This is a genomic window from Nonomuraea rosea (assembly GCF_039539705.1).
Taxonomy (GTDB): domain Bacteria; phylum Actinomycetota; class Actinomycetes; order Streptosporangiales; family Streptosporangiaceae; genus Nonomuraea; species Nonomuraea rosea.
This window is the reverse complement of the sequence record NZ_BAABDQ010000052.1, coordinates 14,751-37,282: the sequence shown is the minus strand read 5'-3', so window position 1 is coordinate 37,282 and position 22,532 is coordinate 14,751. Positions and strand designations below refer to the sequence as shown.

The 22,532-nt window shown below is 70.9% G+C and carries 21 protein-coding genes; 10 read left to right on the top strand and 11 right to left on the bottom strand.

The genetic code is table 11. The features are described from left to right. Positions 1–6: 6 nt before the first annotated feature. Entirely contained in the window at positions 7–1,473 is a 1,467-nt protein-coding gene (locus ABEA43_RS59545; protein ID WP_345576947.1) for a sialidase family protein, read from the top strand. A 189-nt stretch (positions 1,474–1,662) separates the two neighbouring features. Here ABEA43_RS59545 and ABEA43_RS59540 read toward each other — a convergent pair whose 3' ends face one another. The 6 genes from ABEA43_RS59540 to ABEA43_RS59515 form a co-directional block, all read right to left on the bottom strand. Then, positions 1,663–2,145 (bottom strand): DUF1801 domain-containing protein, encoded by a 483-nt coding sequence (locus tag ABEA43_RS59540; RefSeq protein ID WP_345576945.1) that lies wholly within the window; start codon positions 2,143–2,145, stop codon positions 1,663–1,665. A gap of 166 nt (positions 2,146–2,311) precedes the next feature. Next, complete coding sequence (locus tag ABEA43_RS59535) at positions 2,312–3,202, bottom strand: alpha/beta fold hydrolase (RefSeq protein ID WP_345576943.1); 891 nt, start codon at positions 3,200–3,202, stop codon at positions 2,312–2,314. A gap of 100 nt (positions 3,203–3,302) precedes the next feature. Continuing rightward, positions 3,303–4,526, bottom strand: coding sequence for an ROK family protein (locus tag ABEA43_RS59530; RefSeq protein WP_345577052.1), 1,224 nt, complete (start codon positions 4,524–4,526; stop codon positions 3,303–3,305). 81 nt (positions 4,527–4,607) lie between these two features. After that, positions 4,608–7,796: an amidohydrolase family protein gene (locus tag ABEA43_RS59525; protein WP_345576941.1), complete on the bottom strand. Its 3,189-nt coding sequence runs from the start codon at positions 7,794–7,796 to the stop codon at positions 4,608–4,610. Next, entirely contained in the window at positions 7,793–8,278 is a 486-nt protein-coding gene (locus tag ABEA43_RS59520; RefSeq protein ID WP_345576939.1) for a C45 family peptidase, read from the bottom strand. The genes ABEA43_RS59525 and ABEA43_RS59520 overlap by 4 nt, the downstream gene beginning before the upstream one ends. Positions 8,279–8,285: 7 nt before the next feature. Beyond that, entirely contained in the window at positions 8,286–8,672 is a 387-nt protein-coding gene (locus tag ABEA43_RS59515; protein WP_345576937.1) for a hypothetical protein, read from the bottom strand. 324 nt (positions 8,673–8,996) lie between these two features. Between ABEA43_RS59515 and ABEA43_RS59510 the strand changes: the two genes are divergently transcribed. After that, a complete protein-coding gene (locus tag ABEA43_RS59510; RefSeq protein ID WP_345576935.1) occupies positions 8,997–9,272 on the top strand; it encodes a GlsB/YeaQ/YmgE family stress response membrane protein in 276 nt (91 codons plus the stop codon). A 180-nt stretch (positions 9,273–9,452) separates the two neighbouring features. Here the strand turns inward: ABEA43_RS59510 and ABEA43_RS59505 are convergent, their stop codons facing one another. Next, positions 9,453–10,031, bottom strand: a complete 579-nt coding sequence (locus ABEA43_RS59505; RefSeq protein ID WP_345576933.1) for a TetR/AcrR family transcriptional regulator — start codon at positions 10,029–10,031, stop codon at positions 9,453–9,455. 80 nt (positions 10,032–10,111) lie between these two features. Between ABEA43_RS59505 and ABEA43_RS59500 the strand changes: the two genes are divergently transcribed. The 3 genes from ABEA43_RS59500 to ABEA43_RS59490 all read left to right on the top strand — a co-directional run bounded on the left by ABEA43_RS59500 (position 10,112) and on the right by ABEA43_RS59490 (position 12,329). Continuing rightward, complete coding sequence (locus tag ABEA43_RS59500) at positions 10,112–10,885, top strand: oxidoreductase (protein ID WP_345576931.1); 774 nt, start codon at positions 10,112–10,114, stop codon at positions 10,883–10,885. A 35-nt stretch (positions 10,886–10,920) separates the two neighbouring features. Then, positions 10,921–11,289 carry a VOC family protein gene (locus ABEA43_RS59495; RefSeq protein ID WP_345576929.1) on the top strand — a complete coding sequence of 123 codons (369 nt, stop codon included), beginning with the start codon at positions 10,921–10,923 and terminating at the stop codon, positions 11,287–11,289. Between the two features lie 137 nt (positions 11,290–11,426). After that, the gene (locus tag ABEA43_RS59490; RefSeq protein ID WP_345576927.1) at positions 11,427–12,329 is read left to right on the top strand and encodes an aminoglycoside phosphotransferase family protein; all 903 of its coding nucleotides are present in this window, start codon (positions 11,427–11,429) and stop codon (positions 12,327–12,329) included. A gap of 92 nt (positions 12,330–12,421) precedes the next feature. Here ABEA43_RS59490 and ABEA43_RS59485 read toward each other — a convergent pair whose 3' ends face one another. Next, positions 12,422–12,877, bottom strand: coding sequence for an ATP-binding protein (locus ABEA43_RS59485; RefSeq protein WP_345576925.1), 456 nt, complete (start codon positions 12,875–12,877; stop codon positions 12,422–12,424). Positions 12,878–13,049: 172 nt separating this feature from the next. Here ABEA43_RS59485 and ABEA43_RS59480 point away from each other — a divergent pair, with 172 nt between their 5' ends. From ABEA43_RS59480 to ABEA43_RS59460, 5 genes are all read left to right on the top strand, one after another. Beyond that, a complete protein-coding gene (locus tag ABEA43_RS59480) occupies positions 13,050–13,409 on the top strand; it encodes an STAS domain-containing protein (RefSeq protein ID WP_345577051.1) in 360 nt (119 codons plus the stop codon). Positions 13,410–13,634: 225 nt separating this feature from the next. After that, positions 13,635–14,936, top strand: a complete 1,302-nt coding sequence (locus ABEA43_RS59475; protein ID WP_345576923.1) for an FUSC family protein — start codon at positions 13,635–13,637, stop codon at positions 14,934–14,936. A gap of 385 nt (positions 14,937–15,321) precedes the next feature. Continuing rightward, positions 15,322–15,987, top strand: a complete 666-nt coding sequence (locus tag ABEA43_RS59470) for an FGGY family carbohydrate kinase (RefSeq protein WP_345576921.1) — start codon at positions 15,322–15,324, stop codon at positions 15,985–15,987. 9 nt (positions 15,988–15,996) lie between these two features. After that, a complete protein-coding gene (locus tag ABEA43_RS59465) occupies positions 15,997–17,619 on the top strand; it encodes a hypothetical protein (protein WP_345576919.1) in 1,623 nt (540 codons plus the stop codon). A 139-nt stretch (positions 17,620–17,758) separates the two neighbouring features. Continuing rightward, positions 17,759–18,265 carry a GH116 family glycosyl hydrolase gene (locus tag ABEA43_RS59460; RefSeq protein WP_345576917.1) on the top strand — a complete coding sequence of 169 codons (507 nt, stop codon included), beginning with the start codon at positions 17,759–17,761 and terminating at the stop codon, positions 18,263–18,265. Between the two features lie 33 nt (positions 18,266–18,298). Here ABEA43_RS59460 and ABEA43_RS59455 read toward each other — a convergent pair whose 3' ends face one another. From ABEA43_RS59455 to ABEA43_RS59445, 3 genes are all read right to left on the bottom strand, one after another. Next, positions 18,299–19,747: a glycoside hydrolase family 43 protein gene (locus ABEA43_RS59455; protein WP_345576915.1), complete on the bottom strand. Its 1,449-nt coding sequence runs from the start codon at positions 19,745–19,747 to the stop codon at positions 18,299–18,301. A gap of 15 nt (positions 19,748–19,762) precedes the next feature. Further along, positions 19,763–21,196 carry an RICIN domain-containing protein gene (locus ABEA43_RS59450; RefSeq protein WP_345576913.1) on the bottom strand — a complete coding sequence of 478 codons (1,434 nt, stop codon included), beginning with the start codon at positions 21,194–21,196 and terminating at the stop codon, positions 19,763–19,765. 213 nt (positions 21,197–21,409) lie between these two features. Beyond that, on the bottom strand, positions 21,410–22,453 hold the full coding sequence (locus ABEA43_RS59445; RefSeq protein WP_345576911.1) for a LacI family DNA-binding transcriptional regulator: 1,044 nt from the start codon (positions 22,451–22,453) through the stop codon (positions 21,410–21,412). Positions 22,454–22,532: the final 79 nt, after the last annotated feature.

The following is a 22,532-nucleotide window of genomic DNA, read 5'->3' as shown; positions in this document are numbered from 1 at the left end:
ATGCTCGTGATCCGACGCTCCAGGGCTCTGTTACCCGCCGCGGCCATTCTGCTGGCCTGCACCGTCGCGCAGCCCGCCACCGCGGACGACGCCGCGACCGGCGGACCCGCCATCGTACGGCCGGTCTCAGGTACCAGCCCGCTGCCCGCGAACTGCGGGCTCCCCCCGGCCGACGGTTACACCCTGAACTCCAACACCGAAGTCCTGCCCACGGTGGCGCGGGACCCGAACCGGCCGCAGCACCTCGTCACGGTGTACCAGCAGGATCGCTGGAACCGCTACGGCAGCAACGGCGCCGTCACCGCCGTGTCGGACGACTACGGCCTGACCTGGCAGCAGTCCACGAACCTGCCCGCCTTCTCCCAGTGCAACGGCGGCACCAGCGCCAACGGCGGGGACTACGCCGTCACGACGGACAACTGGGTCACGATCACGCCGTCCGGCGCCGCGGTGGCCGCGTCGTTGTCGATGTCCCGCGCCGGCGACGTGACCGCCATCCTGGTGGCCCGCTCCGGCGACGGCGGCCGGACCTGGGCCGCGCCGACCACCCTGCAGCGGGACGACAACCCGCGCTTCTTCAACGACCGCCCGACGGTGACCGCGGACCCGTACCGCCCGGGAGTGGTCTACGCGGTGTGGGACCGCATCGACGACCAGTCGACCAGCACCACGCCGAACTGGGTGCAGCCGGTCTACCTGGCCAAGTCGACCGACGACGGACGCACCTGGACCACGAGCAAGGTGTACGACGTGCCCACCAACAGCGGCGTCATCGGCACCCAGCTGGTGCCGCTCCCGGACGGGACGCTGCTGATCGCCATGCACCACGAGACGATCACCGACGGCTCCACCCAGGTCATCCGCTCGACCGACGGCGGCAAGACCTGGTCGGCGCCGACACTGAACGTCCCCGCCCCGCTCGCCGTGGGCCCCCGCATCCCGGACCCGGACAACTCGGGTGACCCGATACGCAACGCCTCCCTGCCGCTGCTGGCCACCCAGCCGGGCAGCCAGGTGGTCAGCGCCGTCTGGCAGAGCCAGGAGGCCGACGGCACCTTCCACGTGTCCTACTCGCGTTCGGCGGACGGCGGGCAGACGTGGTCCACCCCGATCCGCCTGGACAAGACACCCACCGGCTCCGCCGCCGTACCGGTCGTCGCCGCGTCCAAGACGGGCACCGTGGCGGTCACGTACTACGACTTCCGCAACAACACGCCCGACGCGGCCACCTTGCCCACCGACCTGTGGGCCGTGACCTGTTCGAGCAACTGCGCGAAGCCGGGGTCGTGGCGCGAGCAGCACATCGAGGGACCGTTCGACGCGCGGAAGCTCCCGCTGACGAGCGTGGGACGCCTGCTCGGTGACTACACCGGCCTCGTCTCGGTCGGCAACGCCTTCACGGCCGTGTACGGCGTCTCCACCGGCGATGCCGCCAACCCGGTGGACGTGCACAGCGCGCTCTTCTCCGGCTGAGCCGTCGCACGCCGCCGGCGGGGTCCGGGCAGACCGGGCCCCGCCGGCTGGGACGCGTCAGCATGAACAGCCGGGCGCGGAAACGATGCACGTTCAGGCGTCACGGCACGCGCGCCGTCGTGGACGGGCAGATCTCCCGATAGGGGAGCGCGGGGACGAGGGAGGAGATCATCTTCGATCCCGGAACCCTCAGCTCACGGCCTTCTTGACCAGCCTCGTGATCGCTGCCTCGCCGGCTTTGCTCAGCTCCGTCAGGGCGTAGGCCGTCGGCCACATGCCGTCGTCGTCATCGAGGTTCGCCTGCGCGCTGAATCCCAGCGACGAGTAGCGCTCCTTGTCCACCTGCCCGCTCCGGAAGAAGCACACCGCCTTCCCCTCCTTGTAGTAGGCGGGCTGGCCGTACCACAGCTTCGGCGCCAGTTCCGGAGCGGCGGCCGTGACGATGGCGTGCACGCGCTCGGCCAGGGCGCGGTCGGGCGGCGCCATCTCGGCGATCTTCGCGAGCACGGCCCGCTCGTCGGCCGCCGCCTTGTCCGCGTTCCGGCTGTGGCGAGCGTCCGCCCGCAGCTCCGCCGCACGCTCCTTGATGGCGGCACGCTCTTCCCCGGAGAATCCCGCTCCGGAGGACTCGCCCTGCTTGTTCTTCTCGCCGGCTTTCGATTCGGCGCTCATCGGCGCGTTTCTCCTTCGAGGCCCGGGTCGTCGTGCGGCAGGAAGCCCGCGTGGACAGTGACGTTCATGCAGGTAACGCTAGGCGCGGATCGAGGGTCGCGCTTCTCGATTCCTGACCGGTGTGCCGCTCACGGCCGGCCCGCAAGGCCTGGCCGGGGCGGTTGCCTCACGCCCTGGCCAGGAACGCCTCCAGCTCCGCCGCGACGAGCGCCGGCACCTCCTCCGGCAGGTAGTGGTCGCTCGGCAGCGCCGCACCGGTGACGTCTTCGGCGTAGGCGCGCCAGACCTCCAGGACGTCGTACGTACGGCCCACGAAGCCGTGCTCGCCCCAGAGCGCCAGCACCGGGCAGCGCACCCGCCTGCCCGCCGCCGCGTCGGCGTCGTCGTGCTCGATGTCGACGCCGGCCGCCGCCCGGTAGTCGGCGCAGGAGGCGGCGATCGCGGCGGGGTCGGAGAAGCAGCGGACGTACTCGCGGACCGCGGTCTCGTCGTAGGCGGCGCCGCCGGAATGCCGGGCCGTCATCCGGCTGCGAATCCAGAACTCCGGGTCGTTGCCGATCAGCCGCTCGGGAATCCCATGGCCGGCGGCCAGGAAGAACCAATGGAAGTAGCCGAGGCCGAACGCCGCGTCGGCATGCGCGAACGTGTGCCGGGTCGGCACGATGTCCAGGACGGCGAGGGCTTGGACGACGCCGGGGTGGTCGAGGGCCATCCGGTGGCCGACCCTCGCGCCCCTGTCGTGTCCGGCGACGGCGAAGCGGTCGAACCCCAGCTTCCGCATCACGCTGACCTGGTCGCGGGCCATCGCCCGCTTGGAGTAGAGGTCGTCGGTGACCGGCGCCGGCTTGGCGCTGTCGCCGTACCCGCGCAGGTCGGTCAGCACGACCGTGTGCCGGGCCGCCAGCGCGGGCGCGACGTCGTGCCAGATCAGGTGCGTCTGCGGGTAGCCGTGCAGTAGCAGCACGGGCGGCCCGTCGCCCCCGACGACCGCGTGGATGGCGACGCCGTCCGCGTCGATGGTGCGGGACCGGAACGTGCTGGGCAGCGGGACGCTCATGCTTCCTTCCGAGGGCTTCGACGATCGTACGGGTCAGGTCTCCGGTGCTAGCCACGCCGCCGAGGTCCGGAGTGCGCACATTGGTCGTCGTGAACACGCGTCAGCGGAGGGTGGCCAGGGTGTTGAGGGGGTCGTCCAGGAGGCCGGCGAAGGCGAGCTCGGCAGCCCCGGCGAGCGTGGTGTCGTCACCGAGGGCCGTCACGGCCAGGCGGACACGTTCGCGCGACACCGGCAGGACATGCGCGTCGATCCGGGCGCGGACACGTGGCGCGGCGCCCGGGTAGACGTCGCGGAGCATCCCGCCGAAGACCACGAGCGCCGGGTTGAACAGGTTGATGAGGTTGACGACGCCGACGCCGAGCCAGTCGCCGACGCGGTCGAGGGCGTCCCGCGCCCGGGCGTCGCCGCTCCCGGCGAGGGCGACGACGGCCCGGATGCCGTCGCGTCCGACGAGGTCGTCGGACCGTCCCGCGTATTCGAGCAGCGCTTCTTCCCCCACCTCGGCCTCCAGGCAGCCGCGCGACCCGCACAGGCAGGGCCGCCCGTCGAACGGGTTGACCAGCATGTGCCCGAGCTCGCAGCCGTAGCCCGCGTCGCCGTCCAGGAGTTTCCCGGCGACGATGATCCCGCCGCCGACACCGACGTCCCCGTGCAGGTAGATGAGGTTGTCGACGTCGCTTCCCGCGCCGCGTACGTGCTCGGCGATCGCGCCCAGGTGCGCCTCGTTGCCCACCTCGACGGGAAGCCCGAGGCCGAGCCCGGCGGCGAGTTCCGCGCCGAACGCCTGGTCCACCCAGCCGAGGTGCGGCCCGTACCGGACCGTGCCATCGGCGCGCCTGATCAACCCGCAGTACGACGCGCCGACGCCCACGCACAACGCGCCAGGACCGGCTCCGGCGGCCAGTTCGCGGCCGAAGGCGGCGAGGACGCCGACGACGTCCTCCAGGTCGGCCCCGGCGCGGGTGCGCACGGCCGCTCGGCGGTCGAGGATCCGGCCGCCGAGCCCGACACGGGCCGCGAGCAGCCGATCCACGGCGACGTCGAACGCGAGCCCGTACAGCGTCTCCTGCTCGGGCATGACGACGATGGACGGCCGCCCCGCGCGGCCCCGCCCGGTGGGGACGCCCTCGCGGACGAGCCCAGCCGCGGTGAGCTCGGCGGTCAGGTCCATGATGGTGCTGCGGTTGAGGCCCATCCGGCGGCTGAGCGCGGCCCGTGACACCGCCCCGTCCTTGTGGACGCGCCGCAGCACCTCGCTCAGGTTCCGCTGCCGCATCTGCTCCTGCGTCCGCGCGCCCGCCGCCGATCCCGTCACCCCCGCCAGCCTAGGACCTGTCCTCAGGCGAAGCTCACGCCGGGGATCGTGGCCAGGCCGTTCAGGCGGCACGCGTCGCTGCGCAGGAGGTCACAGGCAGCACCCTCCGCCCCATGCCGCTGACCAGTCGATGCCGTGCGTGTCCTGCGTCTCCCAGGAGAACTTCGTCCTGGGCCTGCGTCGCGGCGCGATCTCGTCGAGCGAGTGGGCGTCGTACAGCCGCCCGTTCACCATCGTCATCGTCACCGACGTCGAGTTGGCGATGTCGTCGAGCGGGTCGTCGCGCAGCACGATCAGGTCGGCCAGCTTGCCGGGTTCGAGCGAGCCGATCTGGTGCCCCACGCCGAGGCTGTCCGCGACGTTGATCGTGGCCGCCCGCAGCACCCGGTGCGCCGGCATCCCGCCCGCGGCCAGCAGGGCCATCTCCCAGTGCATGGCCAGGCCGGGGATCTCCCCGTGGGAGCCGGCGTTGATCCGCACCCCGGCCTGGTCCAGCCGGTTGATCGAGCGGGAGACGGCCAGGACGCCGATCTCGTACAGTTCGTCGGCGACGTGGATCGTGGTCATGGCGCGGGCGTAGGGCGGGGCCCCGTACGGTGTGTTGAGCGGGCTGTAGCCGCTCAGGCAGGCTTGCACGTACGTGCGGACGCGGGGGTCCTTCCACACCTCGGTCCGCTGGTACATGTAGTTCTCGCCGAACAGCTCGCCGAACGCGACGATGAGCGTGGGCGTGTTCGACGCCCCGGCCAGGGCCATGAGCTGCACCACGTCGTCGTACAGCGTGGCGACCGGCAGGTTGTGCTCCAGGTTGGTGTGGCCGTCCAAGATCATGCTGATGTTGTGGTAGAAGTGCGTCTCGCCCTCGACCACGATGTTGACGCCGTGCTCGCGGGCGGCCTTGACCAGCATCTGCCGGTGGCGGCGGCCCGGCCATTTGTAGCTCTTGACGCTGAGCGCGCCCAGGGCCTTCTTCCGCCGGATCACCCCGGCGGCGTCCTCGTAGGTGTCGATGGGGTTGTAGAGGTGGAAGGCGTTGTGCGGGCGGCCGTGGATGGCGGAGCCGGTGCCGATCCAGCGCGGGCCGAGCGTGAGCCCGGCCTGGGTGGTCTCGGTGCTCTCGAAGCTCGGCAGCTCGGAGGGGAACGGGTCGAAGTTCGTGGTGACGCCGAAGGCCAGGGCGGCGTATCGGGCGGCCTGCTTCTGCGGGGTCACGCCGTTGCCGTTGCCGCCGTCGATGTGCCCGTGGCCGTCCACGAGACCGGGCATCAGGGTCGTTCCGGCGCAGTCGACGACGGTGGCGTCCGCGGGCACCTCGACGTCCCCGGCCGGGCCGACGGCGACGATGCGGTTGCCGCGGACGACGACGGTTCCCGGCCGGTGCACCTGCTCGCCGCGCATGGTGATCACGGTGCCGCCGGTGAGGGCCACGCAGCCGCCGGGCACGTCGGCGTCCACGCTCAGGTTCACGGGTGCGGGGGCCTGCGGCAGCTCCCACTCGCCGCACTCGCGCATGTGGAGCTCGGGCCCGACCGCCCAGTGCACGCTGCGGCCGTCGGCGGCCCAGGTCAGCGCGTACCCGCCGTGATCGGTCAGGCGGTGGCAGGGCACCTCGCGGGTGTCCGCCGTGACCTGCAGCACGTGACCGGTCTCCCGGTACGGGATCACGTGGTACTCGCTGGCGTGCCGGAAGGCCAGCCACCTGCGGTCGGGGCTCAGCCGCAGCTCGTAGGTGTCGACGTCGGCCGTGCGCGCGTGCTCCCTGCGGTCCCCGCCCCGCAGGCCGACGCTGAAGAGCACCTCGACCGGCTCGGCTCCCGAGGAGTCGACGACGGTCGCGTAGATCCTGGAGCCGTCGGGGGAGAAGGCCGGGGCGTCGTCCGCCGGGCCCAGGTGGCGGGGCTCGCCGCCGGCGGTGCTCACGACGTACAGGCCGGGGCGCGCGGGCGAGCCGCCGAGCAGGACGTCGTGCTCCTGCAGCCGGTAGGCGATGAGCGTCCCGTCGGGGCTGAAGGCGGGCTGGCGCAGGACGCCGGTGGAGGCCGTCACCTCGACGGGCTCGTCCCAGCGGTCGTGCCGGCAGGTCCGCAGCACGCTGCCGTGCTCGTCGTCCCACTCGACGTAGGCGAGCAGGCGGCCGTCGCGGCTGTAGGCGGGCTCGTTCGCGTGCAGGGTGTGGTCGCCAACGGGGGTCACGGCGTCCTTGCCGCGCGTGGTGTGCCACAGGCGGCCGAGCGCGGTGAAGGCGACATCCTGCCCGCCGGGCGCGACGGCCAGGTGGCGTACGGCGCGCGCCACCACCTTGTCCGGCGCCAGGTCGTGACGGACGCGGACCGGCTCGATGAGCGTGTGACGGCACTCCGCGGTGAACGGGATCGGCGTGTGCCCGCCGCTGACCATGTCGATGCGCCGCAGCCCGCCGCCCGCCCAGATGGCGACGTGACGGCTGTCGGGGAACCAGGAGAACCTCGGGTAGTAGTTGCCCTGGATCTCCCAGACGGCCTGGTTGTCGCGGTCGAGGCCGTCGAAGACCGGCTGCTGCCGGCCGCTGGTGAGATCCAGCCGGAACAGCACCGTCTTGTCCATGACGCGCCGGATGAAGGCGAGCTGGGTTCCGTCGGGCGAGAGCGCGGCCCTGATGGCGCCGCCGAACCCGCCGACCACGGTGTCGGTGTGGCCGTCCTCCAGCCGCCTGCGCCGGATCGCGAAGTTGGCGTGGTTGGCGTCCACGTAGATCTTGGGGTTGACGAGACGTTCGCTGTAGTAGAGCCAGGCGCCGTCGGGGGAGAGCGCCGGCTCCAGCACGTCACGTCCGCTCGACGGCACGTCCACCAGCAGCCGGCCCGATCCGGGCCCCTCGTACAGGCGGATCTGGGACGAGAACAGCTTGAGGTGGGCGCGGAAGATGGCGGGCGCGATCACGCTGCGCCCGTCCGGGCCCCAGATGGGGTCGGTCAGGATCGCGTCGGTCTCCCACGTGAGCTGGCGCGGCCCGGACCCGTCGATGGCGCAGGCCCACAGGTTGTCGTCGCCGTCGGCGTCGCTCAGGTAGAGGATCTCGCGGCCGTCGGGGCTCACGCACGGCATGCGGTGCATGGCGGGGCCGCCCTGGAGCAGCGTCGCCGTGCCGCCCGCGGCGGGGATGGCGTACAGGTCGCCGAGCAGGTCGAAGACGATCGTCTCGCCGTCGGGGGTGACGGCGACGCTCATCCAGGTGCCTTCTGAGGTGGTGAAGGAGATCTCGCGGGACGGCTGTCCCGTGGCGGCGATGTCCCAGCTCATACCGCGACCTCCAGCCAGCCGTCCGCGCGCTCGCCGTCCCAGGTCACCGTCAGCTCCTCGGGCGAGGTGTGCCGCAGGACGGTGAAGTTGCTGATCGACGGGATCCGGTCCCAGGTCTGCAACGCCCTGGGCGGCTCGCCCGGAGGCAGCCAGGCCGCGGCCGTACACTCCTTCAGCCCCGCGATCCGGCCCCTGACCAGGATCTCGGTGCGGCAGTTGAGCGCCGCGACCCGCCACAGCTCCAGGCCGGCGCCGCGGGCCACGCCCGCCAGCTCTCCGGCGAGCTCGGGCGCCCAGCCGTGCAGCAGCTCGCAGCCCTGCTCGGCGATGGTGCGCACGGTGTGCCGGTCCAGCTCGGCCGCCTCGAAGAGCCAGTCGTAGTCCTTGGCCGTGCCGTGGATGGCCTCGCGCCAGCGTTCGCCGATGATCCGGCCACGGGTCATGGGGTCGCGTTCGTCCGAGTGATGGAAGTTGATGGACATCGGCGGCTCAGAACCGGAGGTGCCGGCCGATGGGCACGACCATCGAGGCTCCCTGCGCGATGATCCGCCCCTTGCGCATGGCGATCAGGTGGTGGGCGTGGCGGCAGGTCGGGTTGAGGTCGTGCGGTACGACGGCGATGGTCCGTCCCTCCTCGCGGTTGAGCTGGACCAGCAGGTCCAGCACGTCGATCTGATGTTGTACGTCAAGATATGTGGTGGGCTCGCCGAGCGTGCGGACCGCGCGTCGGCGTGGCCGGAGACCGTACGGGGCGGCGCACATGAAGATGGCCGGGCGCTGAAACCCACTTCCGGCACTCCGGCCTGCCGCGCCGCTGGGGCCGACCAGCGCCGTCACCGTGCCGGAGGCCGGCTCCAGGTCGACCCCGTCCAGCACGCTGTGGCGCCCGTCGTGGCTGAAGCCGACGCCCTCGAAGCGGACCGTGTGGCGATCACCTTCGGGGGGAGCGGGGCCGGCTCGGCCGGCTCCTGCTCGTCCAGCAGGCCGTAACTTAGAAGAAGGATCACCTGGCGCAAGGGCGCCGCTGAAGCGGTCCGGGGTGGAGACGGCGAATTTCCTCCCGTTCTTGCCGGCTTCCTGTGCGCCGTGACCTTGAGTCTTGAGGTGTCGTCCCGGTCTCGCAGGTGAGGGTGAGGTGTGCACGGACCTCTGCAGGGCAGACGAATGCTCAGCTTTACCCCCCATCTTTAGGAGTCCTGCATGACCGTCACCGGCATCATCACCGCCATCGTCATCGGCGCCATCATCGGCGCACTGGGCCGCCTGGTGGTTCCCGGCAAGCAGCACATCCCGATCTGGCTGACCATCGTGGTCGGCATCGTGGCCGCTTTCATCGGCACCTTCATCGCCGGCGCCTTCGGCGTGGCGGAGACCGGCGGGATCGACTGGATCGAGTTGCTGCTTCAGATCGCCGTCGCCGCCGTCGGCGTCATCCTGGTGGTCGGCCTGTACGGCAGGCGCGGCGTCCGCCACTGACGCGCAGCCGCTGCTGCCCACGGTTGAACGCGGCCGACCTGCGACACCGTAACTCCCCACCCGGGTGTGCCGGGTGGGGTTTTGCGTGCCCGCCCAGGTCGGGCCGCCCGCCGTGGCGTACCGGCCGCGCCATCCACCCCAGTAGTAGCGAATCGCCTGGTCAGTGCGACGCGCGTCGGCTCAGTCCGCGTTCTGTGCGCCGAAACGCAGGCCGTCGAAGAGGATCGCCGTGATGTGCACGGCTTCGTTCTGCCAGCCCTCGGTGGCGTGCATGCCGCAGATGCCGCCCAGCGCGCGCAGCAGTGTGCGTCCGCTGACGTCGCCACGGATGGTGCCGGCTGCCGTGCCGGCCTGAAGGAGCTGATCGAGAGCCTGCGCCATCTGTGTGCGGGCGTCGTCGAAGATCGGTGAATCCGTCGCCATGATGCTCTCCAGCGCGACCGCCATGCCCTTGCCCACGGCCGCGTGCTCCACGAGCAGCAGCAGGAAGTGGCGCAACGCCTCGTCGGGCGCGTGCCGGTCAAGGAGGTGCGCGGGTGCGGCGCACAGTTCGGCGACCTCCTGGCGATAGACCTCCTCGATGAGGGCTTCGCGTGTCTCGAAGTGGCGGTAGAACGTGCCGACCGCCACTTCGGCTCGCCGGGCGATCTCTTCCACATGGGCGTCGGCCTCACCGGTGCGGAACGCCTCCCGTGCCACGGCCAGGAGCGCCTCGCGGTTGCGCCGCGCGTCAGCGCGCAGCGGACGTGATGACGGCACCAGTACCTCCATAAGGTGAGTCCGATTCCGCTTATGTATAGTTTCCGGAGTCCGGTTCACTTTATCGAAGGAGTGCTCCCATGACGTACCCGGAAGAGGGCCTGCGCGGCCTTCGCGTGCTGGTCACCGGCGGCAGCCGCGGCCTGGGCGCGGCGACCGCCCGGCGATTCGCGGCCGCGGGCGCAACCGTGCTGACCGCCTCCCGCAGCGCACCCGCCAAGGATCTGCCCGCCACCTTCATCCCCGCCGACCTCGCGACGCGACAGGGGGTGGCCGAGCTCGGCCGGCGGGTCCTCGACAGCGTGGGCGGAGTGGACGTACTGGTCAACAATGCGGGCGCCGCCAGCGCCCCGGCGCCGACGCTGCAGCGCTCCAACGAGTCGTGGCAGGCGGACCTGGACATCAACCTGCTCAGTGCCGTCCGGCTCGACCGGGCCCTGGTGCCGGGAATGGTCGAGCGAGGCTCCGGCGTGGTCGTGCACGTCTCGTCGATCGCCAGTCGCCTGCCCCAGCGCACCGAGGCGTCCTACGCGGCGGCGAAGGCGGCGCTCAACGCCTACAGCCGCGAACTGGCGACCGAGGTCGGCGAGCACGGGGTGCGCGTGGTGTGCGTCCTGCCGGGCTTCGTGGCCACGGAAGGCGCCGTCGAGCACCTCCGGCACCTCGCCGATCGGCAAGGCGTCGGCGTGCAGGAGGTACGGCAGCAGATCGTGAATCACCTGAACGTGCCGATGGGCCGGCCCGGCGACCCCGAGGACGTGGCCGAGATGATCGCGTTCCTCGCCTCCGGCCGCGCCAAATGGCTCACCGGAGCCGAGTTCCGGGTCGACGGCGGCATCATCCCGGTGGTGTAGGCCCAGAGCAGGCAAGGGAAAGGACAGAGAACAACATGAACATCAGTCTCAGCGCAGTGATCATCGACGCCGCCGAACCGGAGGCCGAGAGCGCGTTCTGGCACCGGCTGCTGGGCGGCACGATCGCCAAGACCGCAACTCACCACTTCCTGCGGGCCGACGGGTTCCCGGTGTTCGTGATCCAGCGGGCTCCGGGGCAGGTCCCCCCGGCGTGGCCACAGGGCGACTCGCAGCAGATGCATGTCGATCTGACGACGGACGACCTCGCAACCGCCGACAGGCTGGCGATCGAGGCAGGTGCACGCCGGCTGCAGCCCACGGACGACGCCGGCCCCGCATCACAGAAAGGCGGCCGGGTCTACGCCAGCCCGGCCGGACACCCCTTCTGCCTGCGGTCGGCCTGAGCCGCCGGTACTGACCCGAGCCGGTGCGGAAGCGGACTCGTCCGGCTCGCACGCATGGGCCGGCCGAGCGCTTCGGGCGAGTTGCCGGCGGAGCCAGACGAGCCGCTCCGCCTGCCGCCTCAGTACTGTGACTTGGCATGACCGACGCTGAGCTCGAGATCACCGCAGACCTGGTCCGCGGCTTGCTGCGGGAGCAACATCCAGACCTTGCAGGGCTGGCCATCCGCGAGGTGGCGGGCGGCTGGGGCAACCAAATGTGGCGTCTCGGGGACGAGCTGGCCGTGCGCATGCAGCGTATGGACCCCACCCCGGAGCTCCAGCTCAAGGAGCGGCGATGGCTACCCGTGCTGGCCCCGCGCCTGCCGCTCCCGGTGCCGACCCCGGTGCGGTTCGGCGAACCGTCCGAGCGCTTCCCCAAGCACTGGACCGTGATGACGTGGGTTCCCGGCGAGCCGCTGGACCACGGCTCGATCAGCCGCGGCGCCCACGCGGCCGACACGCTGGCGGGCTTCCTCCAGGCGCTCCATGTGGAGGCGCCCGCCGAGGCCCCGGCCAGCTCGGACCTCGGCGCTCACCCCAAGAGGTGCACGGGCGGCTTCGAGCAGTTCTTGCAGGCCATCGACCCCGACGCCGTCGGCGATGTCCGCGCCGTCCGGGCCGTCTGGGCCGATGCCGTCGCGGCCCCCGAGTGGGAGGGCCCGCCGATGTGGCTGCACGGTGACCTCCATCCCGCAAATGTCGTCGTCTCGGACGGGACGCTTTCTGGCGTGGTCGATTTCGGTGCCTTGTTCGCCGGCGATCCGGCGTGGGACCTCGGCGCCGCGTGGCTGCTGCTCCCCGCGGGCACGGCCGTACGGTTCTTCGACGCGTACGCGCACGCGGACGAGGCAACGATCAGGCGCGCCCGCGGGCTGGCCGCCATGAAGAGCCTCTTCCTCATGCTCATGGGGCAGAACGGAGATCGGGGCCTCCCCGGCGGCAAGCCGAACTGGGGACCCGCAGGCCGGGCGGCACTTGATCGTGTTCTGAAGGGCGTTTGACGCACACTTCTTGAGGCCGTTCTCGATTGCCGGGAATCGCCAGGGCAGGAACTGTCGCCGCCGCCGGCCAGGGAACGCATCGACCGCACGCCCTACCACCGAGAGTCCTCCTGCCCTGGCCGCGGGCATGGCAGGCAGTCTCCAGGTGAGCGGTGGCACATGTGCAGCCGCAGGCGTGAGCTTTGGTCGCTCTGTTCCAGGTCGACGCGGTCGCACAGGTGCTGGATCACCCACAGGCCGAACCCCCGGGAACCGGTGGGATCGATCTTGGCCGCGGCCAGATGCTCATGACTCAGCCGGCCGGCGAAGTCGACGATGTCCACGACGACGGCCTCGGCGCTGTTGCGGACGATCACCATGCCGGCGGCCCCGCCGTGGTCGAGCACGTTGGTGACCGCTTCGTTGACCGCGATCACCAGATCCTCCAACCGCGCACCCCGTAGCCCGCCGCGGCGGGCATGGGCGTGGACCAGGGCGCGGATGAGCTCCAGGTCTGCGCTGATGGGACACCGGAGCTCGAACTCCATGTTCATGATCGCTGCGTCCACTCAGGCAATGATGGGAGGAACACAAACCGCCCCGCTATCCCCGCACAAGGTGAGCAAACGCGAGGCGGCGCCGATGGGCCGGATTGCGCCCCGGTCGTGATCGGTCCGAGCTCGAACAGAGATCTCCAGACGCGTCCGGCCCTGCGTTCATCGAGCATACGATGGCGCCGTGATGATGTCTGCCGAGGACGACCTAGGATCTGCGACGTTACACCTGGCGACGTCCTTCGTGGGCGAGATCGCCGTGGTCACGGTCGAGGGGTTCCTGGATGCCACTCGGCGCGAGCAGTTCGCCGAGTACCTGTCCCAGGCCGGTCCGTCGATGATCCTCGATCTGTCCGGGGTCACGTTCATGGATTCGCGTGCCCTGGGCCTGATCATTCACCACTGGCAGGACAGCCAGACCACTGGCGGCGCGTTCGCCCTGATCGGCGTCGACTACTCCCGCACCAAGATCATGTGGATCACCGGCCTGGCCAAGGTCCTGCCGCTGTACGACAGCCTGGAGGAAGCGCTGGGTGCCCTGACCTGACCTGACCTGACCAAGGATGGCGTCAGGCCGGACATCGCTCGGCGCCGTTCCGGCGATGCCGAGCACTCCCGGGTCTGCGCTACCGCGCCGGGTAGCGGAGCGGCCTTCACCTGCCCGGGCATCGACGATCGGGCCGTGGTTCCGCACCATCCGAGGGCCGCGGCCGCTTCTCCTGCCGATTTCCCGGCCCTTGCCAAGGTGCAGAAGGTGGGGAAATGTCGGTTCATGATTGATCGCTTGTATCGGAAGGCCGGCGCCGCGGCCCGGCGTGAGCTCCGCTACATGCGCGTCCAGCTGGCCGGCCTGGGCGAGCCGGATTCACCGCAGCGGTTCGAGGCCCGGCAGATCGCCAAGGCGACGGTGGCGGCCGTGCTGGCGTGGTTCGCCGCCGATCGGCTGCTGGCCGATGAGACGGTGTGGATCGCCCCCGCCACCGCAGTGATCATGGTGCACGCGACCGTGTACCGGACGTTGACGAACGGGCTCCGGCGGGTCATCGCGGTGGCCGCGGGCGTCTTCCTGGCCGGCGGCATCGGCCACCTGATCGGTCTGAACGCGCTCAGCCTGCTGCTGGTGGTGCCGCCCGCGCTGATCGCCTCCCGCTGGCACCGTATGGGCCGGCACGGCTCCGACGTGGCCACCACCGCGGTGCTGCTGCTGTCGTTCGGCGCCGCCTCCCAAGACCGCTACCTGGCCGGGTACGTGCTGGCCACCGCGGCGGGAGCGCTGACCGGGGCGGGCGTGAACGTGCTGCTGTGGCCGCCGCTGTACCAGCGCCGCCCCTACCGGGCCGTGCGTCATCTGGGGCGGGAAGCGGTCACCCTGCTGCAGGACATCGCGACCGGCCTGCGCCACGACTGCGACCTGTCGAAGCTGCCGGAGTGGCAGCGCCGCGCCACCGAGCTGGACCGCCACCTGGCCCAGGCCCGCCGGGCGATCGCCGACGGCGTCGAGAGCCGCCGCTACAACCTGCGCCGGCTGCGCCAGTCCGGCCTGCGCGACTACACCCCGCTGCTGGCGGCGATGACCCAGACCGGGACGCACGTGCACGCCATCGTCCGCGCGCTGGCCCACATCGACCAACGCCCCGGCGTGGACTCGGCCACCGCCTGGATCAGCATCGACTTCGCCCGCGACTACGCCGACCTGCTCGACACCCTGGCTGCCGTGATCACCACCGCCACCCGCCCCGATCATGAGGACGACCTCGAGACCCCCATGGACACCGTGCTGGAGACCGCCCGCGCCCAGACCGAGGCCATCCAGGGGCAGATGACCGACCAGATCCGCGACGGGCAAGTCAACCGCCCGCAAGGCTGGGCCGCCAGCGGCAGCCTGCTCACCGACGCCGAACGCATCCTGACCACCCTGGCCACCGCCGCACACGCCACGACCGAGACCCCGGCCGAGACCACGACACCACAGAGCACGGCGAAGACCGCGGCCGACAAAGCCGCACCGGCCGCCGCGCCCGACGGCGGTCCGGCCCCGCTGACCCGCGCGCCGGTCGATCCCCTGCAGCCATGACCCGAAAGGCCCGCTTACCCGCAGTCGGCGGAGCGCGAGCCCGCGCGCGACAGTGATGCTGTCTCACCTGAGTAATCGATTGCTGGTTTTCGCTTCATCATCCACGACAGACGATCGAGGATGTTGCGCGCCGACGGTGCCGGTCGACCGTGCGGTCAACAGCCGGCGTTGACGTCGGCGTGAGCCGCACCGTTCGGGCAGTCGCGCCTCAACCCGCGAGCGACCTGGGCCGCAACGCGTTCCCGACGTTCGACGGACGGCGAGCGGCGTGACTCCGCGCGCCTGGCCGCAGCGGCCCGGCGGAATTGACAGCGCGGCACTGTTGACTACGACCACAGGGTTCATTAGCGTCTGCGCATCAGCAATCGATTTCTCAGGGGTTGCTATGTACGTGCTCGGCGTCGACATCGGCACCTCCAGCAGCAAGGGCATGCTCGTCGGCCTGGACGGCACGGTGCAGCGATCGGCAGTACGCGAGCACACCGTGGACCGGCCGGCCCCCGGGCGGCTCGAGATGGACGCCCGGGTCTGGTGGCAGGAGTTCGCCGGGTTGGCCCGCCAGCTGTGCCGCGACGCAGAGGTCGGGGCGGTCGGGGTGAGCGGCATGGGCCCGTGCGTCCTGCTCGCCGACGCCGGGGACGAGCCGGTGCGGCCCGCCATCCTCTACGGCGTCGACACCCGCTCCACCCGGCAGATCGGCAGGCTCGAACGAGAACTGGGCGCGGCCGAGATCCGCCGCAGGTGCGGATCCGACCTGTCGAGCCAGGCCGCAGGACCCAAGATCGCATGGGTCGCCGAGGAGGAGCCAGAGCGTTACGCGAAGGCGCGCCGGCTGTACATGCCCAGCTCCTGGCTGGTGCGCAAGCTCACCGGCGCCTATCTGCTCGACCACCACTCGGCCAGCCAGTGCACGCCGCTCTACGACGTCGGCACGACATCACCGGCATGCCGCAGGAGATCCGGGCCACCTCCGTCGGACGGCCTCTACCGGCAGCTCTACCCCAGCACGGTACGCCTCGTGCACGACCTCGCCGACCGTCGGCATCGATGAAGGGCAGACATGTACCAGTTCCCCCAGCTGATCGAGCCACCCGCGGCGGAGTCCGGCGTCGTCTACACCGTCGCCAGCGGTGACCTGCGGCAAAGCGCGAACCAGACCTGCTGGCCGGTCCAGGAAAGGCTGGAAGCCCACCTCACGGAAGCACTTCGCGACCTCGGCTGGTCGGTACGGCGCGGTCACGAGGTCGACCCCGCCAAGGGCCACGGCTTCATCGACAGCCAGCGCGCCGGCATCGAGGTGTTCAAGACGCTGCCGCCCGACGCGCCGCTCATCGTGGCCGAAGCGGTCTGGCAGTACAGCCACCACGTGCTGGCCGGGCTGCGCAGCCATCGCGGCCCGGTGCTGATCGTGGCCAACTGGAGCGGCCAGTGGCCAGGACTGGTCGGCCTGCTCAACCTGGCCGGGAGCCTGACCAAGGCAGGCCGGCCGTACTCGGTGCTGTGGAGCGAGGACTTCACCGACGCCTGGTCCCGGCACGGCCTGAAAACCTGGCTGGACAGCGGAGAGCTGCACCACGACATCGCCCACGTGACCGATTACCAGCACACGGACGGCGGCGTGGAGGTCGCCCTCGGCAAGGCCGTCGCCAGGCAGCTCGCCACCGAGAAGGCGATCATCGGCGTCTTCGACGAAGGCTGCATGGGGATGTACAACGCCATCATCGACGACGAGCTGCTCAATCCGCTCGGCATCTACAAGGAGCGGCTTTCGCAGAGCGCACTCGTCGCCGAGATGCTCAGGGTCGGGGACGAGGAGGCCCGGCAGGCCCGCACCTGGCTCGACGAGGCGGGCCTGACCTTTCATCTCGGTACGGACGAGGCCACCGAGCTGACCGAGGCGCAGCTGACCAGCCAGCTCAAGATGTACATCGCCGCCCTGCGCATCGCCGACGACTTCGGCCTCGACGCCGTGGGGATCCAGTACCAGCAGGGCCTGAAGGACGTGGTCCCGGCCAGCGACCTGGCGGAAGGGCTGCTCAACAACGTCGCCCGCCCACCCGTGCTCAGCCGCGACGGATCCCGCGAGCTCTATCCGGGCCGGCCGCTGCCGCACTTCAACGAGGTGGACGAGGGCGTCGCCGTCGACGCCCTGATCACCAACCGCCTGTGGACCGCGATGGGCCTCGACCCGGCCACCACCCTGCACGACGTGCGCTGGGGAGAGGAGTACGACGGACGGTTCGTCTGGGTCTTCGAGATCTCGGGCGCCGTCCCCGCCTCGCACAACGGCGGGTACGACCGCTCGTGGAGCATGCGGCAGCCGCCGATGTACTTTCCCCTCGGCGGCGGCACCCTCAGCGGCGTCTCCAAGCCGGGCGAGATCGTCTGGTCGCGGGTGTTCGTCATGGACGGCGCACTGCATGCCGACCTCGGCCGCGCGACCGTCGTCGAGCTGCCCGAGGAGGAGACCGAGCGCAGACTCCAGGCCACCACCCCGCAGTGGCCCATCATGCACGCGGTCCTGCACGGCGTCTCCCGCGACCAGTTCATGGCCCGGCACCGGGCCAACCACCTCAACGTGGCCTACGCCGACGACGCGGACGGCGCCGGCCGCGCGCTGACCGCCAAGGCAGCGGCCTTCGCCGAGCTCGGCATGCATGTGCACCTGTGCGGAATCTCATAGGAGGGCTTTCGTGGCCATTCCTGGCAGTCGCCGGGCGGCAACGGCGGCGACTGGCGCAGCCAGGTGCTGCTGCGCAGCACCGACCGGAGTCTCGGCGACGGCATGTCCTTCAGCAGCGCGGTCACCGACGCGCCCGGCCATGCGAAGGAGCTCATCCCGAGCAAGCTTCCGCTCCTTCGAGCACCCCTACCGGGTCTTCGCCGACGAGGACGACACCGGCCTGCTCATGTGCACCTGGCCGCGCGGCGGCCGGCCCGCCGTGCCCACGCGCTATTGCGACGAGGTGTGGACCGGCAGCGAGTACCAGGTCGCCGCGCACTGCCTCTGGGAGGGGCTGGAGGAAGAGGCCTGGACGATCCTCCACGGCCTGTGGCGCCGCTACGACGGCACGCGGCGCAACCCGTACAACCAGATCGAGTGCGGCGACCACTACGTGCGCGCCATGGCCGGCTGGTCGGTGCTCGACGCCCTGGCGGGGGCCTCCTACGACGCCGTGAGCCGTCGGCTCACGCTGGCGCCGCGCGAGCATGGTCGGTGGCCGCTGCTGCTCCCGACGGGATGGGGCACCCTCACCCGGGACGCCGACGGCGCCCGGGTGGCCAGCGCCCGAGGGGAGCTGCGGATCGACGAGATCGTCAGCCTGTGACCACCTGCTCCGCCAGCAGCCGGGACCCCGGCATCAGCTGGTGATCCGGAAGGTGGCGTCGGCCCGGCCGGTGGCCGTGCTGATCGGGTCGAGGCGGAGCAGGTAGCTGGAATGGCGGAGGTAGCGGTCGGGGAAGTTGTACGACTGGAACGACGCCGCCGAGGAGTCGGCCAGGCCCGCCACCCGGCGGAAGGTGGCGTCCCCGCGGAAGGCGGCGCTGCCGTCGTGCTTGGCCAGTACGAAGTCGTAGCTGGAGTGCCGCAGGAACCAGCCGGGGAAGTTCGACGACTCCAGCGACACCGCCGCCGGATCGGCCAGGCCCGGGACGATGCGCCACTGCGAGTCGGCCGGCGGGCTCACGTTCGGGTCGATGCGGACGTCGAAGTCGCTGTGCCGTACGTAGCGGTCGGTGAAGTTGGCCGACTGCAGGCGCTGGGTGCCGGCCGAGGCGGGGCCGCCCCACTTGGCCTGTAGTGCGGTGAGCTGCGCCTGGGTGATGCCGATGATCGAGCCGTGCCGTTTGCGGCTGGCGCCGAGCGCGTACTCCGAGGCGGCGCGGACGCGGTAGCCGCCGGGAGCGGCGAGGTTGGTCGTGGTCAGCGGGAGGTAGCCGCGGCCGGCGGCGTACTGGTCGACCCACAGGCCCCATTCGTTGCGGCCGTTGTACTGGTGCAGGATCGGGCCCTCGACCTGCGCACCGGTGTAGCCGAGGTGGGAGATGTCGCCGAGCCGGGTCCAGCCGGTGAGGATCTGGTTGCTGCCCTCGATGGTGATCTGGCCGTCGCCGGATGCGCGGACGTAGCGGTAGCCGCCGACGCTGCCGGGGATCTCCAGGATCTGTGTGTCGATGATGCCCTGGGTGCCGGGCCGGTCGATGGAGAGCTGCGCCGCGGTGAACGTGCGGAAGTCGCGGGTGCGGGAGTAGTAGATGCGGGCCTTGTCGACGCCGTTTCGCGGGGAGATCGTCGCCCAGTAGACGACGTAGTCGCCGGTCGCCGGGTCGTAGATCGCCTCGGGCGCCCACGCGCAGCCGGCGTCGGGGATGGCCCCGGCGACGTTCACCAGGCGTGGCGCCGACCAGGTGACGAGGTCGGGCGACTCCCATACGACGAGCGAGGTGCTGCCGTCGTGCTGAGCGACGCTCCAGCCCTTGCCGGCGGCGATGCGCAGGTCGGTGGCGATCAGGTAGAACCGGTCGCCGGCCGGCGAGCGGACGATGGCGGGGTCGCGGACCCCCAGCTCGCCGAGGTGGGAGGTGAGGACGGGCAGCGAGCTGTTGAGGTCGCTCCAGTGCAGGCCGTCGGTGCTGGTGGCGAAGTAGATCTGCTCGCCGTTGGCGCTCTCGCCGGTGAAGTGCGCCATCAGATAGGCGGTGTAGGGGTCGGCCGCCCTGGCGGGACGTTCGAAGGCGATGAGGCCGAGGGCGAGCAGCAGGGCGCCGACCAGGCCGATCAGCGCCGTCCGCCGCAGGATGGAGGTCATGGTCGCTCCGGTGGGTCAGGAGGTGCGGGTCCACTGCTGGTTGGTGCCGCTGCCGCAGGCGTACTGCTGGATGTCGGCCCCGTCGGCGGTCGAGGCTCCGGACACGTCCAGGCATTTGCCGCTGTGCCGGGCCCGGAGCTGGAAGTAGCCGCCGGTGGCGACCCACTGCCACTGCTGGTTCGTGGCGGAGCCGCAGGTGTATTGGATGACGTTCGCGCCGTCCGCGGTCGAGCCGCCGGCGACGTCCAGGCATCGGCCGCTGTTCTGGTTCACCAGCCGGACGTAGCCGCCGCCCGCGTCCTGGAACTGCCACTGCTGGTTGCCGCCGCCGTTCCACGGATACTGCTTGACCTCGGCGTTGTTCGCCATGGAGGCGCTGACGACGTCCATCACCTTGCCGCTGTGCCGGGCCGTGATCCGGTACGACGGCGTGCTGCCGGAGCCCGTGATCACGCCGGTCGCGGCGTCGATCGTGACCTGCGGGGACCAGCTCAGGCTCATGCTCGTCGCGGACGGGAACGTGATCGGCAGCCACACGTACTGCGAGTCGTTCACCGGCCCGCCCCACGCGCCCGCCCATCGGTCGCCCATGTAGAGGTAGCTCGTCGTCGAGGTGCCCTGCACCGGCAGGACGTACGCCGGCTGGGAGCCGAAGGTCGTGCCGTCGCCGGTGTTGGTCCATCCGGTCCACGGGCCGGAGACGCTGGCGGCCGTCGCGTACCTGGCCTGGTTCGGGTTCCAGCCGGTGGCCGCGGAGGTCAGCAGGAAGTACGTCGAGCCCCGCTTGAACATCGCCGGGGCTTCGCGATGGGCGTCGTTCCAGAAGTTGCCGACCAGCGAGGCGACGTTGAGGTAGTCGGCGGTGAGCCGGTAGATGTGCAGGTCGTAGTTCTCGTCCGCCGCCGAGATCATGTACGCCGTGCCGTTGTCGTTGAAGAGCGTGATGTCGCGTGACATGTGCTGGCCCAGCGGGCGGAAGCTGCCGTGGTAGGTGTAGTCGCCGTCGATCGTCGCCGATGAGGCGACGGCGGCCCGCGCCTCGCCGTAGTCGGTGCCGTTCTCCTTGTGCATCCACATCACGTAGCGGCCGGTGGAGCTGTTGTAGATGACCTTCGGCCGTTCGATGTTGGCGACGTTGAGCTCGGAGTTCGATGTACGCGTGAGGACGTCGCGGCGGAACTCCCAGGTCAGCAGGTCGGTCGACCGGTAGACGGAGACGGCGCGGAAGGTGTTGTCGGAGTTGCGGTTCTCGCCGAACCAGTAGTAGTAGGCGCCTGACTTCAGCACGCCGCCCCCGTGGGCGTGCACCACGTTCCCCGCGGTGTCGCGGAACTGGGTGCCGTTGGTGATGGTGACCGGGGCGGCCTGGGCGGGCGCGGCCGGCCGGGCGGCGAGGGTGGCGGCGATCAGCAGGACGGCGGCGGCCGCCCGGCGTAAGGCTGGTCTCATCGTTCTCGGCCTCCTAGGAAAATGCGCTGTTAGCGCTAACAGCCAGCCGTGGATCCAGCGGCGGAGATGGGGCGGGATCCGATTGCGGCGATGTTTCCGGGGTGTTGCCGCCGAGTGTTTACGTAACCATCAGGGCTGTCAAGAGGTCGGGGAATGCGCTTTCCGTTCGTCTCGACCGGATGGAGTTCGCCGCGGACGGGACGATCATCCCGATCACGCCGGCCCGCTGAGCCCCGGGTCGCGGGCGGGCGCATCCGTGCTCTCCCGGAAGGCCAGCCGATGTGGCACGCACACCTCGTGTGGTTTGTCCGTCCCGCCGCTCAGCCGCTCGGCCAGCAGGTCGACCGCCGACTGCGCGATCAGCGCCTTGTCGGGCGCCACGGTCGACAGTGTGGGCGTGGCGAACCGGCCGTCCTGGATGTCGTCGAACCCCATCACCATCACGTCGCCCGGCACCTCGTACCCCCGCTTGAGCAGCGTCCGCAGGGCGCCCAGCGCGAGCGTGTCGTTGAGGCAGAAGACCGCGTCCGGCGCGCCGGAGTCGAGCAGGCGGCTCATGGCCTCGGCGCCGTCGGCGCGCCCCCAGCGTGCGGCCGGCGCGACCAGTGACGGGTCGGCGGGGAGGCCGGCCTCGGCGAGCGCCTGCTGGTAGCCCTTCAGCCGCAGGCGGCCCGTCGCGGCGGCGGCCGTGCGCTGCACGCCGATGGCGGCGATCCGGCGCCTGCCGCGCTCGGCCAGGTGCAGGGTGGCCGCCCGCGCGGCGGCCACGTTGTCGATGCCGACGTGATCGTACGGCGAGCGGCCCGTCCCGATGCGCTCCCCGAGCAGCACCATCGGCGTACGCTCGTCGCGCCCGGCCAGGTCCTTGCCGGTGAGCGCGAGCGGGCTGAACAGCAGCCCGTCGATGAGGTGGTCGCGGATCCCGGAGATCACCACGCGTTCCTTGGCCCGGTCGCCCTGGGTCTGGTCGATGAGCACGGTCCAGCCGCGCCGGTCGGCCGCCTCGATGACGTTCGTGGCCAGCTCGGCGAAGTAGGGGTTGTCCAGGTCGGGCACCGCCAGCGCGACCACGCCTGAGCGGCCCGCGCGCAGGCTGCGCGCCGACAGGTTCGGCCGGTAGGAGAGCTCGGCGATCGCCGCCTCCACCCGGGCGCGCGTCTCCCCACTGACATGGGGATAGTCGTTGACCACGTTGGACACGGTCTTGATCGACACCCCGGCCAGCTCGGCGACGTCCTTCAGCCTCGGCCGCACCATGCCCCCTTCGCCACCGGAACCCTACCTGGTTTACAACGATGTAACGAACTGGCGCCAGGCAATTTACAACGTTGGAACC